The sequence below is a fragment of the Escherichia sp. MOD1-EC6098 genome, assembly GCF_002965865.1.
GTDB lineage: Bacteria > Pseudomonadota > Gammaproteobacteria > Enterobacterales > Enterobacteriaceae > Escherichia > Escherichia marmotae.
Genome location: NZ_PTSN01000042.1, coordinates 1 through 15,047, shown reverse-complemented (window position 1 = coordinate 15,047; position 15,047 = coordinate 1). Strand labels below are relative to the sequence as shown.

The 15,047-nt window shown below is 49.2% G+C and carries 15 protein-coding genes and 3 pseudogenes; 12 read left to right on the top strand and 6 right to left on the bottom strand.

Annotated elements, in window-relative coordinates; translation table 11 throughout:
• Nucleotides 1-474 precede the first annotated feature (474 nt).
• A complete protein-coding gene (locus C0K55_RS24835) occupies nt 475-1,215 on the top strand; it encodes a tyrosine-type recombinase/integrase (protein WP_001066941.1) in 741 nt (246 codons plus the stop codon).
• A gap of 242 nt (nt 1,216-1,457) precedes the next feature.
• Here C0K55_RS24835 and C0K55_RS24830 read toward each other — a convergent pair whose 3' ends face one another.
• Entirely contained in the window at nt 1,458-2,435 is a 978-nt protein-coding gene (locus C0K55_RS24830) for a RepB family plasmid replication initiator protein (RefSeq protein ID WP_001309253.1), read from the bottom strand.
• A gap of 985 nt (nt 2,436-3,420) precedes the next feature.
• On the opposite strand from C0K55_RS24830, the gene C0K55_RS26815 reads away from it, so the two are divergent.
• Nucleotides 3,421-3,741, top strand: a complete 321-nt coding sequence (locus C0K55_RS26815; protein WP_236942622.1) for a hypothetical protein — start codon at nt 3,421-3,423, stop codon at nt 3,739-3,741.
• A gap of 308 nt (nt 3,742-4,049) precedes the next feature.
• On the opposite strand, the gene C0K55_RS26810 is transcribed toward C0K55_RS26815, so the two are convergent.
• Nucleotides 4,050-4,250 carry a hypothetical protein gene (locus tag C0K55_RS26810; protein ID WP_000990669.1) on the bottom strand — a complete coding sequence of 67 codons (201 nt, stop codon included), beginning with the start codon at nt 4,248-4,250 and terminating at the stop codon, nt 4,050-4,052.
• Nucleotides 4,251-6,610: 2,360 nt separating this feature from the next.
• On the opposite strand from C0K55_RS26810, the gene C0K55_RS24805 reads away from it, so the two are divergent.
• From C0K55_RS24805 to C0K55_RS24780, 6 genes are all read left to right on the top strand, one after another.
• Entirely contained in the window at nt 6,611-7,024 is a 414-nt protein-coding gene (locus C0K55_RS24805; protein ID WP_089581566.1) for a hypothetical protein, read from the top strand.
• A 1-nt stretch (nt 7,025) separates the two neighbouring features.
• A complete protein-coding gene (locus C0K55_RS24800; RefSeq protein WP_105266908.1) occupies nt 7,026-7,841 on the top strand; it encodes a site-specific integrase in 816 nt (271 codons plus the stop codon).
• Nucleotides 7,842-8,019: 178 nt separating this feature from the next.
• The gene (locus C0K55_RS24795) at nt 8,020-8,664 is read left to right on the top strand and encodes a ParA family protein (RefSeq protein WP_001144036.1); all 645 of its coding nucleotides are present in this window, start codon (nt 8,020-8,022) and stop codon (nt 8,662-8,664) included.
• Between the two features lie 86 nt (nt 8,665-8,750).
• Complete coding sequence (locus C0K55_RS24790) at nt 8,751-9,059, top strand: molecular chaperone GroEL (protein ID WP_105266907.1); 309 nt, start codon at nt 8,751-8,753, stop codon at nt 9,057-9,059.
• A gap of 425 nt (nt 9,060-9,484) precedes the next feature.
• Nucleotides 9,485-10,465, top strand: coding sequence for a plasmid segregation protein ParM (locus C0K55_RS24785; RefSeq protein WP_105266906.1), 981 nt, complete (start codon nt 9,485-9,487; stop codon nt 10,463-10,465).
• Nucleotides 10,458-10,874: a plasmid partitioning/stability family protein gene (locus C0K55_RS24780; protein WP_001278817.1), complete on the top strand. Its 417-nt coding sequence runs from the start codon at nt 10,458-10,460 to the stop codon at nt 10,872-10,874. Before C0K55_RS24785 ends, C0K55_RS24780 begins: the two co-directional genes overlap by 8 nt.
• Before the next feature lies 1 nt (nt 10,875).
• Here C0K55_RS24780 and C0K55_RS24775 read toward each other — a convergent pair.
• Both C0K55_RS24775 and C0K55_RS24770 read right to left on the bottom strand, forming a co-directional pair.
• Nucleotides 10,876-11,292, bottom strand: a pseudogene (locus tag C0K55_RS24775) (DUF4113 domain-containing protein); the annotation flags it as partial.
• Nucleotides 11,293-11,301: 9 nt separating this feature from the next.
• The gene (locus tag C0K55_RS24770; protein ID WP_105266905.1) at nt 11,302-12,273 is read right to left on the bottom strand and encodes an IS481 family transposase; all 972 of its coding nucleotides are present in this window, start codon (nt 12,271-12,273) and stop codon (nt 11,302-11,304) included.
• Nucleotides 12,274-12,295: 22 nt separating this feature from the next.
• Here C0K55_RS24770 and C0K55_RS24765 point away from each other — a divergent pair.
• The 4 genes and pseudogenes from C0K55_RS24765 (at nt 12,296) to C0K55_RS24745 (ending at nt 14,316) form a co-directional block, all read left to right on the top strand.
• A pseudogene (locus tag C0K55_RS24765) lies at nt 12,296-12,819 on the top strand (hypothetical protein).
• Between the two features lie 414 nt (nt 12,820-13,233).
• Nucleotides 13,234-13,659 carry an antirestriction protein gene (locus tag C0K55_RS24755; RefSeq protein ID WP_001198928.1) on the top strand — a complete coding sequence of 142 codons (426 nt, stop codon included), beginning with the start codon at nt 13,234-13,236 and terminating at the stop codon, nt 13,657-13,659.
• 46 nt (nt 13,660-13,705) lie between these two features.
• A complete protein-coding gene (locus tag C0K55_RS24750; protein WP_000271704.1) occupies nt 13,706-14,128 on the top strand; it encodes a DUF1380 family protein in 423 nt (140 codons plus the stop codon).
• Complete coding sequence (locus C0K55_RS24745) at nt 14,125-14,316, top strand: hypothetical protein (RefSeq protein WP_001027500.1); 192 nt, start codon at nt 14,125-14,127, stop codon at nt 14,314-14,316. The genes C0K55_RS24750 and C0K55_RS24745 overlap by 4 nt, the downstream gene beginning before the upstream one ends.
• 195 nt (nt 14,317-14,511) lie before the next feature.
• On the opposite strand, the pseudogene C0K55_RS26805 reads toward C0K55_RS24745, so the two are convergent.
• Together C0K55_RS26805 and C0K55_RS26800 are read right to left on the bottom strand one after the other, a co-directional pair.
• Nucleotides 14,512-14,774 (bottom strand): annotated as a pseudogene (locus tag C0K55_RS26805) (hypothetical protein); the annotation flags it as partial.
• Nucleotides 14,771-15,047, bottom strand: a 277-nt coding sequence (locus C0K55_RS26800; protein ID WP_236942621.1) for a hypothetical protein, incomplete at its 5' end; no start/stop codon positions are given. The gene C0K55_RS26800 and the pseudogene C0K55_RS26805, both read right to left, overlap by 4 nt.

The window sequence follows — 15,047 nt, the reverse complement described above, 5'->3', positions numbered from 1 at the left end:
ATGAAATGTCGTAATTATATACATCTTATCGAAAGTGATTTTCTGCATAATCATTATTATGTTTATATTAATCATGGGCAGGATTGCATATAAATCAGTCACTATGCTGAGTCTGCAACCTTCCTGCGTAAAGTCAAACTGTCAGGGGGACGGTGACGCCCCGGGCCGGAATTCACGTGGTACATCTTCTCCCTTTCAGTTCCCTTTCTCTGTGTTCTCCGATCCTATTCATCCTGGCATTACCCCAATTCTCCCAAAAACCGTAAAACAGTCCTCAGCCCGCGTCATCACTGGCTCCTGAGTGGTTCGGCGCTGAAAAAGGATCCTTTACGCATTTGGTTTTACCCGCAATAATGCGGGATAAGACAACAAAAGGATCCTTGCGATGCGATTTATTGTCATGGCAGGATCGGCCTGTCAGGTGCAAAATACCTGTATCCATAAACAGTGCGTGCGCTACGTGAAAAATAACTGATGAACAACGTCATTCCCCTGCAGAATTCACCAGAACGTGTTTCCCTGTTACCCATTGCGCCGGGGGTGGATTTTGCAACAGCGCTCTCTCTGAGAAGAATGGCCACTTCCACGGGGGCCACACCGGCCTACCTGCTGGCCCCGGAAGTGAGTGCCCTTCTTTTCTATATGCCGGATCAGCGTCACCATATGCTGTTCGCCACCCTCTGGAATACCGGAATGCGTATTGGCGAAGCCCGGATGCTGACGCCGGAATCATTTGACCTGGATGGTGTAAGACCGTTTGTGCGGATCCTGTCCGAAAAAGTGCGTGCGCGACGCGGACGCCCGCCAAAAGATGAAGTCCGCCTGGTTCCGCTGACAGATATAAGCTATGTCAGGCAGATGGAAAGCTGGATGATCACCACCCGGCCCCGCCGTCGTGAACCATTATGGGCCGTGACCGACGAAACCATGCGCAACTGGCTGAAGCAGGCTGTCAGACGGGCCGAAGCAGACGGGGTACACTTTTCGATTCCGGTCACACCACACACCTTCCGGCACAGCTATATCATGCACATGCTTTATCACCGCCAGCCCCGGAAAGTCATTCAGGCACTGGCTGGTCACAGGGATCCACGTTCTATGGAGGTTTATACCAGAGTTTTTGCGCTGGATATGGCTGCCACGCTGGCAGTGCCTTTCACAGGTGACGGGCGCGATGCTGCAGAGATCCTGCGTACACTGCCTCCCCTGAAGTGACAGCATACGCTCTTCCTTATATAAGCGGAGGTAAGCAGAACAGGCATAACATAAGCTATAGCAGGTAGATAAACTGTAGTGAGTAAGCCGTGTTTTATGTAAGGAACAGGCAGATGGCAGCTCAGCCACAGACAGTACAGCAGGAAACTGAATATAAACTACAGTGAGCACATCACTCACTGCACCTGTTAATATAAACTGTAGTCAGTAAAGAGTCTCTCTTATCTGACTACAGTTTATGTTCAGCGGGATTTGAAGAGTTTTTCCAAGTCATCCAGCGTGATGCCCAGTTTTTCAAGCAGGGCAAGCTTCTCCGCCATCTCCGGACTGATTTTTTCCGCAGGTGAAGGTGGCAACTGATTTTCCTTACTCTCATCATTCGGCGCTTTTAACCGGGGACGCCGGTAGTGAATACAGAAGAATTTTGTCCGCCCCCGCTGGATCTCCGTGTAATCAAGATATCCAATCTCGCGCAACTGCTCCATTGCCCGTCTGACCGTCTGGTTCTGGGAAAATACAGGAGACTTCAGATTGAGGCGTGCACGCAGCCGCGCCAGCGATATCGGTGCCGGATCCCGGGGCAGGCTCTCTATAAAGGTGTAAAGTGCCTGGGCGGACTCCCGTCGCTTCAGGGCATTAATCGCCTTAAGCTGAAGAAGGACCTTTCTGTCAAACTGGTACAGTTCAAAAAGGCGGGGATCAGCCTGTAACTGAACAATATCCCGTTCAGTATCGTAGTAGGCTGACTGTACCAGATGGGTGATGTATTCCCGAGTGTGCTTCTCATCGGTGCGGGAAAAGGAGATCACGGTACCGGCAATGCGTTTCAGGGAAGGGCTGATGCGCTCACGCAGCCTGCGTGATGACTGGCTTGAGGGTATACCACACAGTTTTGCAAACTCGACAAAAGGCAGTTCAACTTTGTCACCAATCACGTTATGGCGGGCAAAGGAATGAATGATCCCCACCCAGGTCTTGAAATCGTTATCCATATCCAGCCGGGGGCCGGTGATCTCAACCTTATCGAATCCTTCTGCACGGGCCAGAGAAAGACGCGTCAGTTCTTCCGTGGCATCGGTGCGTGACAGTGTATTTTTTTTACTGTTCTTCAGTGACTTAAGGGTCGGTACAAAGACGCCCAGACGCATCAGCGCCACAGGTTGTACGGTGTTGTTATTGTTTGGTGTCAGTGTCACCAGCTCACCGGACGACTTATCCACCTCGCCGAACAGTTTTTTGATGTCTGAATTTTCGTTTTCCAGAAAGCCTCCTGCCTGTGGACAGTAAAAGAATAAACAGAAAATCGTGTGTCAGAACCCCGTCAACTGACTGAAGAAAAACCTGCAGTCTGTATTTAACAACTGAGTCTGGCGTACTGATCATAGTTTATGTCATTAACTTACTTCAGTATATGCATTACTGAATACAGCTTATCATGAACCTGTTACAGTTTATCCATAACATGCCACAGCTTATGTGAACGTGGTCCCGGCCCCTGAGTGACAAGGTTTGCAGCGATATGGGGATCTTTAATGGATCCTTTGTTGATCATTCATGGATCTGTTTACTGGATCGGGCCTCTGGATATGTGGATAAATCATTCCAGAAAAACAACATACACTACCGATTATGAAGGCTTCAGGGCGTACCTGCTCACTGTAACTACAGATATATTGCGCTTCCTCGCCGGTTCGCGGGCTTCGCCCGGTCACCGGTCTGCGGCGAGCACTGTTTTTTCTGAAGTCTGTCGTTACAGGTAATTTTTGACGGAATCTGCCGTACTTCCTGAGCGTACAGTCATATCCGAAATACACTTCATATGTTTTTTTCAACGCCAGAGGCGCATACAGACTGGCTCCATGAATATCCTGACAACTGGCATCACTTAATTTACCGACAGTCTTAAGACTAATCGTCAGAATCCTGATAATTGACGTTTCAGATCCGGAGAAGTGCAGACGTTGCAACCAGTCAGCTGTGCCTGTGTCGGAGCTGATATCCGCGATGAAGCAAACCGAAGAGCTGTAGCATCAGTAGGGCAAAACGAGCTACTGTAAAAAGCCGTTGGACCGACAAAATAAGTGAATATCGTATATGCCTTTGTTGCCGGAGGATGCAGAATAAACCCTGTCAGTTATTGACTCAGGATCTTACGTGCTCAACTGTATGCCATAATCTGTCGGTCGAAAGAGTGACAGGATCCTGATGACAGGCACTGCTGCGCAGACACCGGTCATGGATGTAACGGAAATACCAGCTGAACCGCAGGTCTTCCTGTCGGGGACACTGAGTACAGGGCTGGAGCTTGTGGATACGTATCTCTGGATCTTCAAACACTTTATGGAAGGAAAGGTGTTAACCAGATCCCTTGCCTGCCTGGTTTATATCAAGCCCTATAGCGACAGGACGGACAGTGTCACCTTCCAGTCAGTAGCTAAACGATCTAAGGTGTTCCTGGACAAACTGCAGGAGCCAACGTCTGAAATGATAAATAAGCGAGGGAATACCTGGTGCTGGAAGAGTTGAGATGACTGGCACATTGGTATAAATCTTGCCGTCATTCTGATCAGTTTGTAACATTCTGTAATGATCACCATTGGCTGGCGATTTTTCTGTTCAGTAATGTAATTAACCTTATCTGATGCGCTGGCCACTATTCCATCAGCTGTACTGATGGCAGGCTCCCTGTTGAGGTCTGCCGCGAGCTGCCCGCCGGACTCAACGGGCTCTGCCACAATCCGGTTATGATAGCCTGGAAACTGATCAAGGGTCAGGTCGATATAGTCCCTGTCAGGGGCGGCAATGACGTGGCCGTATCTGCCAGGACCATTATCCTACTGCATACCGACAATACAGGAGTACAGGTTGCTGCCGTCTTCCGTCAGATAATCAGTCAGCGTCTGGCTGGCAAGCTCGCTGCAACCGGCCGGGAAATCCTTCAGGTGATCATACCCGGCGGTGAGAGAAGCCTCACAGGAAGTCAGCTCCAGAGCATGTCGGAAGGCCTGCTGGCGGGTCCAGGTGTCCGCATTCACTTTTTCACCTTCCCGTCATGACGGGCCAGGGACTGAAGTTTACGGACGTCCTCCCGGGATCCTTTCAGCTCAGCTTTCGTATCCAGCAGCTGCGCCGCCAGCGGTCTTTTTCCCGGGAGCCGACTTTCCTGGCACATATTCTTTTCGCAGTTATCCCCAGAATCTGTGGATAACTGTTGCTCCTCTTTTGAGAGAGAAGGCTTTACTCACCGCCTGAATGCGGCAGATATGTCTGGACGATATATCTGCATACGCCGGTACTGCTTCGTCAGATTGCACGGCAGGTGAATTGCCGGGCTGGTACCATACCATATTTGCGCCGAACCCGTCCGGGGCGGTGCCGATAACAGATGTTAAATGATTGGTCGTTTTTACATCTGTAAAAGCAACAGGGCCCCATGATTATATCATGGGGCCCTGTTGCTCTGATTCTTCGCAATAGATTGCTCTGAATTAGATGCGCCTTCTCCATTAGACTAACAGTTCTATATTATTTTACCATCTTTAACTGTGTAAGAGTTTTCTGTTTTTTATTGGTGTTTATCTGTATTTTTTGTTTTCGGAACGTTTTTGTAAGAATTATCTTTTATCTTTGAGGTGATATCTTATTGTGGTTGTTGTAATAGTTTAGAGTCGTAATAAATATGATTGATCGCCACTTTAAATGAAGTTAATCTACTGGAGATGAAGTAACTTCATTAATGCGTCATAAAAATAAAAATTCCTGTTTTGGGAAATATGAATGTGTCTGTCCCCTCCTTCGGGAGGGTGTTTTTTATCTGGAAACTGGTTTCTGGTTCTGATTTTTCTTTTTGTATTATAGCGAGTTACGCATATTTACCAATCGATGTCTGGCAAACAGAGTATGGCGATGGTGTGATTTGTGTTTATTGGTAAAAAAAACACCCCCGTAGTGGGGGTGTTGAAACTTCAACCTATGTACTCATTATCCAGGGATGGATGAGTAGCGTGCGATATTGAATCATATTCAGCAGGAATAATAATATTCGCAAAAAAATGGATGTGCAAGGAAATTTTTTATATGCTTTTGTGTGTGGTGGTTAGGTAATCAAGAAGATAAATGATGAAGTGTGCCAGTTCAGGATCAATGTTTCCATGGGAAAGCCATTTATTAATAATATCAATTAAGTTCGAAAGCTCAGGGAAGATTTGTTCAATGTTTTCCTCTGTCTCCCGCACAGTCATATAGCGACGTCTCCTTGGGGATTGAAAACAAAAACAATAATACAACAAGTATGAAACAGAAGGTAGGTGGCAGGGGCGGAACAGGAAAACGCATGAGGGCGCTTCCTGGGGGAGATGCCTGGTATCTTTAGGGTTCAGTTTTGAGATCGGGAATTTTTGTACATTAAGTGCATTATTTAATCAATTGAAACGCGTAATGGATTGATTTTATCAGCAACTATCGCGTTTAAGTTGTCGATCATATTTGAGTTGTCTCATTAAGGTCGAATCCCCTGAAAGCGGCGTATAACGTAGGACTTCCCCTCTATAGCAATAGGTAAGGCTGTTCAAAAAAGGCTTACCGTACAATAATTCGCTATATCCAGACGGCCCCCCTTGTCATACAAGCTCGTAAGCGGCCCTGACGGCCTGTCAATGCGGTACTGCCCTGTCGGGACTGCTCTACCCACATAAGTTTCTACATAGCTTGAAGCTGGATGGGGAGGAATTACGGCTTTAGCCGTAATACTTTCTTCGTCCTCGCAGCGCTGACAGTTTTCAGGGATCAAATTTAGGTCCGCCATACACTCCGTAAAGACTCTGTCAGTTCACAGGTATTACCTAGTGAAGACGTATCATAAAATGAAAACTGTAGCTGGGTAGTTGCTCCCCCTCACGGCATGCAGGGGCTGAGGGGGAAAATTTCCTTATCTTGTTGTTGCTATTTCTGGCTTAGTCAGTTTTGAATTTTGCTTCCTAAGCAATAATCCCCTCACCGCAACAATCGTTCTTCTACACTAATAAGATCCGAAAAAAGGTAGTTACGGATCTTCCTTTCCCTCCGCACAGCGCCATCTCCCGTCAGCACACCATGTCGTGCCGGATTCAGCTGCTCGTGACACTATATGTTGTGTCATCTCCCTGACCTGTGATGCGCCGCGCAGGGGCGGAAAACAGCGATATGATGATTTCCTCAGCGTGGTGCACTTCCGGAAAGTCGGATCTGACGGAAACGGCTCTCCGGTAATTTAACGGCGTGGTTATATGGATGCTTGTTATCATGGTGATGATGATAACGGCATGATGTTATCAGACGGCGTGACGGTAAGGGCAGTGATGATGGATGACGTTATCGCATGACCGTCCCTGCCCGGAAAAGAAAAAAGGAGTCACCCATGTTTTTTATTGAGAATGAAGGTCAGGCTGTCGCCAGAACGGATTACTGGCAGTCTGTACAGGCGCAGGCCGGATATGTCTACCTCAGCTGGAATGCCAGCGCAGCCAGGCTGCTTGTCCCGGATGCGGCAAAACATTTACTCAGGGAGATGCGGGGGGCTGAATACGTCATCATCAGTAAGGGAATGCTGCATGGCCGCGATGCGCTGGAACTGATATTTGAAGACGGCAGCGATGCGCCGTTCGTGATCCACATGCTGAGTGAGCAGTGCGATCGCCTGCTCCCCGAAAACAACCAGGGAGGGGGTTTTGTTGTCACCGTCTGGACGCGTGGCGGTAACCAGCTCCGTTATCCGGGAAAGTACCGGGTTGTGGAAAACCTGCCCGACGTTTCCCCGTGGAGTGAACACTGATATGCAGCACCTGCCAGCACCGATCCACCATGCCAGGGATGCCGCTCAGCTTCCTGTTGCCATCGATTATCCGGCAGCGCTGGCACTCCGCCAGATGTCGATGGTTCATGATGAACTGCCAAAATACCTGCTGGCCCCTGAAGTGAGCGCCCTGCTCCATTACGCCCCGGATCTGCGCCGCAAGATGCTGCTGGCCACACTGTGGAACACCGGTGCGCGCATTAATGAAGCACTGGCGCTGACGCGGGGGGATTTTTCGCTTGCGCCTCCGTATCCGTTTGTGCAGCTTGCGACCCTGAAACAACGGACCGAAAAAGCCGCCAGGACGGCAGGAAGAATGCCCGCCAGCCAGCAGACTCACCGGCTGGTTCCGCTCTCCGATACCTGGTACGTCAGCCAGCTGCAGACGATGGTGGCCACACTGAAAATCCCTATGGAACGGCATAATAAACGAACAGGCAGGACAGAGAAAGCGCGGATCTGGGAAGTGACGGACAGAAGTGTCAGGATCTGGATTGGGGAAGCGGTTGCCGCCGCTGATGCTGATGCTGATGCTGATGCTGATGCTGATGCTGATGCTGATGGTGTGACGTTCTCTGTCCCGGTCACGCCACATACGTTCCGCCATTCCTATGCGATGCACATGCTGTATGCCGGTATACCGCTGAAGGTCCTGCAGAGCCTGATGGGGCATAAGTCCATCAGCTCAACGGAGGTCTACACGAAGGTGTTTGCGCTGGATGTGGCTGCACGGCACCGGGTGCAGTTTTCGATACCTGAGTCCGATGCGGTGTCTATGCTCAAAAGAATTCCTTAAGCTCTGACTTTTTTAAATCCCTTTCGGATATCCCATGGGTATATTATCGGTATTTCATATTCTGTTGACATGCCGGACAGGTATAGAGTAAAAAATATCTGTTGAGTATTCCTTGGATATCTGAAAGATGTCTTTGGGGTTCTTTATGGGGATTACATGTGGATTCTGGAGATACACTATGCCTGTTATTGCTAATACGCATCCCAAAGGTGGTGTGGGTAAGACAACTTCATCCGTAAACATTGTTGGTGAAATGAAGTCTGATACAGTTGATCTGGATACTCATACCGGGCTTTCTATCATTCTGGGGCTGAGACCGGAAGGAAAAGAAATTTCCGTGAAAGTACCCAAAACAGTGGATGAGTTAATCGAAATAATGACTCCCTACAAGAACAGCGATAAGACGTTACTTATTGACTGTGGGGGATTTGACTCAGATCTTACCCGTACTGCGATTGCCTTTGCAGACTGCGTTATTGTCCCTTCAAAAGATTCCCTGACTGAGCGTATTGGTTTGATGCATTTTGATGGAGTACTGGACGAAATCAGCTCTATCATGGGGACCGATATAACTGCTCACCTGTATCTCTGTAAAGTTAATCCTAACAAGAAGAAATTCCCTAAGCTTGATGCAATCCTGCCATCGTTCAAACATCTGAAGCTGATGAAGAGCCGCATTTCTGCTCGTGCTGAGTTTGAGGATGTCATTGAGACTGGGATGGGAATCACTGAGTCTGTTCATGGGCGCTATTCGGCAGGAGGTAAGGAAGTTATTGCCCTGATCGAAGAAATCAATCATCTGATTGAAAATAACAAACAGTAGGGTGTATCTATTGGGTATCCATATAGTATCCTCTGGGATTTTAATGGATATCTTTTAAATATCTAACAAACATCCTGGGTTATCTCATGAGCAAAGCGAAATTTAGTGCACAGGCTGAAAAACTGAAAAACCTGGTGGATTCTGCCAGATTACAAACTTCTTCTTCTGCCGTAATAGCAACAGTCCCGTCTCAGCCAAATGAAGGTGCAAAGGAAGTTTCAGGTCGTCCCGTGGCTGCCAGGACGAAGGCTAAGAATCTTAAGGCCATACCGCTGTCGTATTTTGAAGCTCATGCGGAACTTAAAGCGACCAGTAAAACATCTCTGGATTTTAGCTCATATATTATTGAGGCTATAAGAGAGAAGCTTGAACGTGACGGTGCAATAGGTCAATAAACTATCGGATGCCTTAAGGGTATCTGATGTGTGTCTTTTAAATGCGTTATGGGGATTCTTCGCGTACCTAAAGAGTCCCCATTGGACATCTTTCTGTATATGGTGACATGATTCGTCACCGCTTTCCTTTCCTCTGAGTTTCACCATTTCATTCCTTTCCCTTAACCTGAACTTCCTGTGTCTGACATGATGCCAAAGATGTTTTTATATTGCATTTATGTATCACATATGACCTTTATAATATTTTGGCATCTATGATTTACTCTGCTCCTAAACTCATATGTGCAACATATATGCAATTTATTGTGTTTTTATGTTGCTTTAACACTTTCAGAAAGACCATTTTTTCATTATAATTGAATATACATTGCATGTATGAAGTGTGTTTGTTTTTCCTATTTGTTTATGAGCAACGGAGACTGGTTATGAAAATCTTTATTGATGATGGTTCTACCAACATTAAACTTGCCTGGTTGGAGGATGGTGACGTGAAAACGTTAATCAGCCCTAACAGCTTTAAACCGGAATGGTCTTTTAGTTTACTGGATGATGCTGCCCCGGCTAATTACGAGATCGACGGCGAGAAGTTTTCATTTGATCCATTAAGTGCTGATGCTGTCGTTACGACTGAAACACGCTATCAGTACAGTGATGTGAATGTTGTGGCCATTCAGCATGCGCTACAGCAGACCGGTCTGAAAGCGCAGCCTGTTGATGTCATAGTCACATTGCCGATCTCTGAATACCTTGACGCCAACAATCAGAAAAATAAGCAAAACATTGAAAAAAAGAAAAAAAATGTGATGCGTGAAGTACGGGTGCAGGGTAGTGATGCATTTGTTATTCGCAGTGTTTCCGTTCTTCCTGAAAGTATTCCCGCTGGTTTCAGTGTTCTTGCGGGGCTTGAGGATGATGAATCCCTTTTGATCGTAGATCTCGGTGGTACAACTCTTGATGTGTCGCATGTTCGTAGCAAAATGACAGGGATTACAAAAACCTGGTGTGATCCGAATATCGGCGTGTCCCTGATTACATCCGGGGTTAAGGAACAGATGGCTGTGCATGCTAATACAAGAGTGAGCTCATTCCAGGCTGACAATATCATTGTGCACCGTAATGAACCTGACTACCTTTCCCGTCGCATTTATAATGCTGAACAGCGTGAGTCTATCATTAATGTTATCAATGAACGGCAGAAGTTGCTTATTAAACGAGTTAATGATGTCATCAGCCGTTTCACCGACTATACACATGTAATGTGTGTTGGTGGTGGGGCTGAAATTGTGGCCGAGGCTGTGAAGAACCTGACTAAGGTTCCTGATGAGCGCTTTTATCTGAGCTCATCCCCGCAGTTTGATTTAGTCATGGGAATGATAAAAATGAAAGGTGGTGTGACTAATGAGTGATGAAAATAAATCCAGACGCTGCTCATTTGAACTTTTCCCTGATGAACGGACAGGAGATAAGATAGCAGATGAGCTCATTGCAAATGAAAAACTGAAGGAGCGGGGACGTTTCATGCGCGCGATGTTAGTTACTGGTGCGGCGTTTGCAGCTATAGATAAACGTCTTCCTTTGCTGATATCGGAGTTACTGACAGAAAATACGACTCTGGATGATATTAATAAGGTGATTTCCAGCGTAATACCAGGTGCTTTTTCGGTTGAAAAGAAATTGCTTGAATTACTGGAAAAACAATCTGGTCTCCATACGTCTGTGGATTGCAGTGCTCCCCTTACAGAGCAGAGTCTGGCGAGAAATGACGGTGAAGACCAGACCAGAAGAAACGCTGAAAATATGTTCGGAGATGACTGAACTAACCCAGCCTGGCTAGGGGAATATCTCGCCATTTAGTTGTATAACACTGACTCAACATTTCCCGTTTCATTTGCCATTTAGGGGCGGTTCCTCGCCCCGCAAACCACACTTTCCCTTTTCCCGACAGGTTCAGTTCATCGAGTGTTTTCATTAACTTTTCGCTGTTTTTATAGGGCTGGATTTCATCAAATAATCCCGGCTGCGCTATACCCGATGGTGTGAAATCAGCCAGCATGACTCCTGCCTTCATATAGCGGTACCCTTCACGCCAGACATGGTTTAACGCTCTGCATGCGGCGGCAATAATGTCCCGGCTGTCCTGTGTGGGCAATGGGAGCTTTTCCACAGCGGCATTGCTGTAACAGGGGGCTTTCACTGCAAAGGGTGATGTCCGTACAAATGTCGTCACCTGCCGGTGTGTGATTCATAGACATCGTTTCAATTTTCTCAGTCCAAGTTCAAGCTTGTAATTCTGTTCCTGTATATGCTCTTCATTGGGCTGATAGTTTGCATGAACGGCATCAGAGTATGGTGTTTTCTCAGCAAGTTCAAAGTAGCGTTCCATCGGAGTTTTACCGTTGTGAGCGCTATGAGGACGTTCCCAGTTATAGTAATGCTGCCATTCTGCCAGCAGTTCCTTCAGGTCATCAGCAGAAAGATCTACGGTAGCGTAAAACTCAGCTTTGTCTGTCTTTTGGGAACGTTCAACCTTTCCGTTAAGATGAGGCGACGCTGGCTTATTTGGACGAAACTTGATGCCGTATTCTTTTAATCTTTCCTGCACTTTAACGGCAAAAAATTCTCTTCCCCGGTCTGTCTGAAAGTGCTGTATCGGGAAAGGCATTTCTTCAATAACACAATCAATAAAATCCAGTGTGTTTGCCGCCGTGCGACGAGAGTAGAGCCTCAGGACTCTGTAGCGAGTGCAATCATCAATAGATGTGTACTGATATAAGCCGGGGCCAATTTTACAGGTATCCATCTGAACCCGATCACCGGGAACAGGGCGTTCATAGCGAATGAAATCAGCTTTACGCCGAAATTTAACAACAGGTTTAACCTGATTCTGGCAAAGGACTTTATGGATTGTTGCTATTGCCAGTGAGATTGAATGAAGTCGTTTTAACTCGCTTTGAATACGTCTTGCCCCCAGATTTCGCTGAGAACGTAACTCCAGAATCAGAGCGACTTCGCAAGTGCCGGTTTTCGTTGATGGTGAACGCTTGGGGCGACGGCTGTGGCTCTCCAGACCAGCGATGCCCTGAGCCAGATATCTGCGCCACCATTTACGCAATGTGGGCCGAGAAATGCCACAGCGACGGCATACAAATCCCGCATCACCGGACGTTTCATAGAGTTTTACCCACTGTAGCCGCTGCTGAATTTCCCTGTTCATAGTGAGGTATTATAGTGAAACGATGTCTATGAATCACACAATTTATCGCCACGCCCGTAACCTGCTGCTGGCGCAGGGCTGGCCGGAAGAGACGGATGTTGACCAGCGTAACCCGAAGTATCCGGGCTGGATCAGCATTTATGTTCTGCTGGATACGCACCGGCTGGCGACGTTACTCATCAACCGCCACGGCGGCGTACTGCCGCCGCACCTGGCCTCCGCCATTCAGAAACTGACCGGAACCGGAGCGGAAATGTTCTGTCCGGCAGTCAGTGGCAGTCGCTGCTGGTACTTCCGGCGGACGGAACGCAGATGTCTTTCCCATATGCCGGTGAATGGCTGACCGAAGACGAAATCAGGGCTGTTCTTGATGCGGTGCGCGATGCAGTATGCAGTGTCAGTTGCCGGGTGGCAGAAGATGCGCGGCGTATACCGGGCGAACCGCCACGTCGCTGGTTTGATCGTGGTGTTCTGCGGGAGGTGGTCCGGGAAGCCCGGACTGAAATCCGCAGCATGGCGGATGCCCTGGCAAAAATCAGGGGCTGATGATGGCGGGGTAAATCCCCGCCTTTTTCCTGCCGGTCCCCGGACAGAGCACAAAGGAAGTCGCCGCCGGCTCCGCTTTACCCGGCCATGCGGGGCATGGCCTTGTGGGTTTTCAGTTATGTGGCCGCCGTGTCGTGTGCGGGCTGTGCCGTGCCTCCATCTTAGCCGGGCTGGCGGGGATGCAAGGGTACGCTTCGCCGCTGCGGTCACCCGGTCCCTCCTTCCCGTCTGCCGTGATTTTCCGGTCGTTCACCCGCTCAGGTTTCGCGGTCTTACCCTCCAACTCCCGCCAGCCGTGTGCGTCAGGCTGCGGCTTCCCTTGCGCCCTGTGCATCCCCGCCTTATCGCCCGGCTTTTATGGAGGCACGGCACCGCCCGGTGTCGCGGAATATGTGAACAACGGAGGAAAACATCATGCAATATGCGAAACCTGTCACTCTGAATGTTGAAGAGTGTGACCGTCTCTCCTTTCTGCCGTATCTGTTTGGCAACGATTTTCTGTATGCCGAGGCGTATGTGTACGCGCTGGCGCAAAAAATGATGCCGGAATATCAGGGAGGCTTCTGGCACTTCATCCGCCTGCCGGACGGTGGCGGTTACATGATGCCGGATGGCGACCGTTTCCACATGGTGAACGGTGCAAACTGGTTTGACCGTACCGTGAGTGCTGATGCCGCAGGCATCATTCTGACTTCCCTTGTGATTAACCGCCAGTTGTGGCTGTACCACGACAGCGGGGATGCAGGACTGACCCAGCTTTACCGGATGCGCGATGCGCAGTTGTGGCGTCACATCGAATTTCACCCCGAATGCAACGCGATTTACGCGGCACTGGACTGATTAACGGACGGGGCGGCAATGCCGCCCCTGTAAAGGAGACGAGAACATGTACTGTACTGTTAAAGAAATTATCCGCGATGTACTGGATACAGACGTGCCGGACAGTGAATGCGTTTTTGCCGTGGTGCTGACCCGTGGGGATGTGCGTCATATAGCCCAGGACTGGAGTCTGACAGACGATGAGCTGGAAACCGTCATGCAGCGGCTGGACGATGCCTTTGAATATGGTGCGGATGTCAGCATTGTTCACGACGTTGTTCGTGGACTGATGGAGGAAAAGCGCGCCAGCCGTCAGGTAACAGTTCCGGCGGTGATGCTGGAAAAAGTGATGGCGCTGGCAGGCAGTGAAATGAAGCGCCTGTATGCCGTCGGGAGTGAGAACGGGGGCGACGGTGACGCATTCGTCAGGGAAGAACGCGAAGCAATGGACGTTGTGTTACAGGCGCTGGACGGGGAGCACATGTCATGAATATCAGCACAGAGACCCGCGAAATTCTGCGTAATTACAAAGCTGTGATTAATGCACGACGTCGTGAGATGGGGCAGAAACCGCTCACCACCGCGCAGATTGTTGATGAAATCTGCGATTTTGTGGTGAATCAGCAGGCTGTTTTCCTCGGCGGTCACTATATCCTTCAGGGCAGCAGAAACAGGTGATACAGGGCAGGCGGTGGAGGCCGCCTGTCAGCCTGCGCGAAAACCCCTGGCAGGCTGACGCCTGCCGGAAGGGAAGCGGGCCACGCTAACGCGTCGCCCGTTACCCTTCCCGTTTGTGATGTGTCCGGAATGTTTTTTCTGATGTTATTTTTCTGTGGTTACCGTGCTTGTTATTGTTCTTCTTCCTCTTCTTTCCGTTCCTCTCCTGTTTATGGCTTTCCCGGGCGTCACCCTTGCGGGGCGGGCTGTCGTGAACGGAGCCAGCGGAGCTGTCTCCGCCCTGGCGGGCGTCCATCCCTGACGCAAAACCCCCGGCTTGCAGCGACCGGAACGGTCGCGCCGCCTCTGTCGCGCCGTGGCCTGCGCGCCTTACATCCCGGCAAAAGGCCGCCGGGATGTAAGGCGCAACGCCGTTTCGCAAACCGCGCTCTCCGTCGTTGCGGCGGGTCCCTGCTCATTGCCTGCCAGATGCCACACACCCGTATGAGTCCCTGTCGCCGGGGGCTGATACAGCCACAACCTGCCGCACTGACTGTCCAGGGTAAATGAACAGCCCACAAAATTTTTTACCCAAAACCCGGTAAAAAATTTTGCGTTCTGCCCAGGACAGGTGCGTCAGGCCGTGGCAGTGATGCCCCTTGCGGCGAAGGTTCTCAAACGGGTGAAGTTCATACCACAGGGAATACAGCAGCAGGTTCCCGCGAAACGTCAAAACCGCGGCTCCCGAAACT

Coding starts and splice junctions, on each gene's coding strand:
- C0K55_RS24800 (WP_105266908.1), top strand. CDS start 7,026: ATGCAGCACCTGCCAGCACCGATCCACCATGCCAGGGATGCCGCTCAG.
- C0K55_RS26815 (WP_236942622.1), top strand. CDS start 3,421: ATGACAGGCACTGCTGCGCAGACACCGGTCATGGATGTAACGGAAATA.
- C0K55_RS24750 (WP_000271704.1), top strand. CDS start 13,706: ATGTACTGTACTGTTAAAGAAATTATCCGCGATGTACTGGATACAGAC.
- C0K55_RS24785 (WP_105266906.1), top strand. CDS start 9,485: ATGAAAATCTTTATTGATGATGGTTCTACCAACATTAAACTTGCCTGG.
- C0K55_RS24835 (WP_001066941.1), top strand. CDS start 475: ATGAACAACGTCATTCCCCTGCAGAATTCACCAGAACGTGTTTCCCTG.
- C0K55_RS24770 (WP_105266905.1), bottom strand. CDS start 12,273: ATGAACAGGGAAATTCAGCAGCGGCTACAGTGGGTAAAACTCTATGAA.
- C0K55_RS24790 (WP_105266907.1), top strand. CDS start 8,751: ATGAGCAAAGCGAAATTTAGTGCACAGGCTGAAAAACTGAAAAACCTG.
- C0K55_RS24745 (WP_001027500.1), top strand. CDS start 14,125: ATGAATATCAGCACAGAGACCCGCGAAATTCTGCGTAATTACAAAGCT.
- C0K55_RS24805 (WP_089581566.1), top strand. CDS start 6,611: ATGTTTTTTATTGAGAATGAAGGTCAGGCTGTCGCCAGAACGGATTAC.
- C0K55_RS24780 (WP_001278817.1), top strand. CDS start 10,458: ATGAGTGATGAAAATAAATCCAGACGCTGCTCATTTGAACTTTTCCCT.
- C0K55_RS24755 (WP_001198928.1), top strand. CDS start 13,234: ATGCAATATGCGAAACCTGTCACTCTGAATGTTGAAGAGTGTGACCGT.
- C0K55_RS24795 (WP_001144036.1), top strand. CDS start 8,020: ATGCCTGTTATTGCTAATACGCATCCCAAAGGTGGTGTGGGTAAGACA.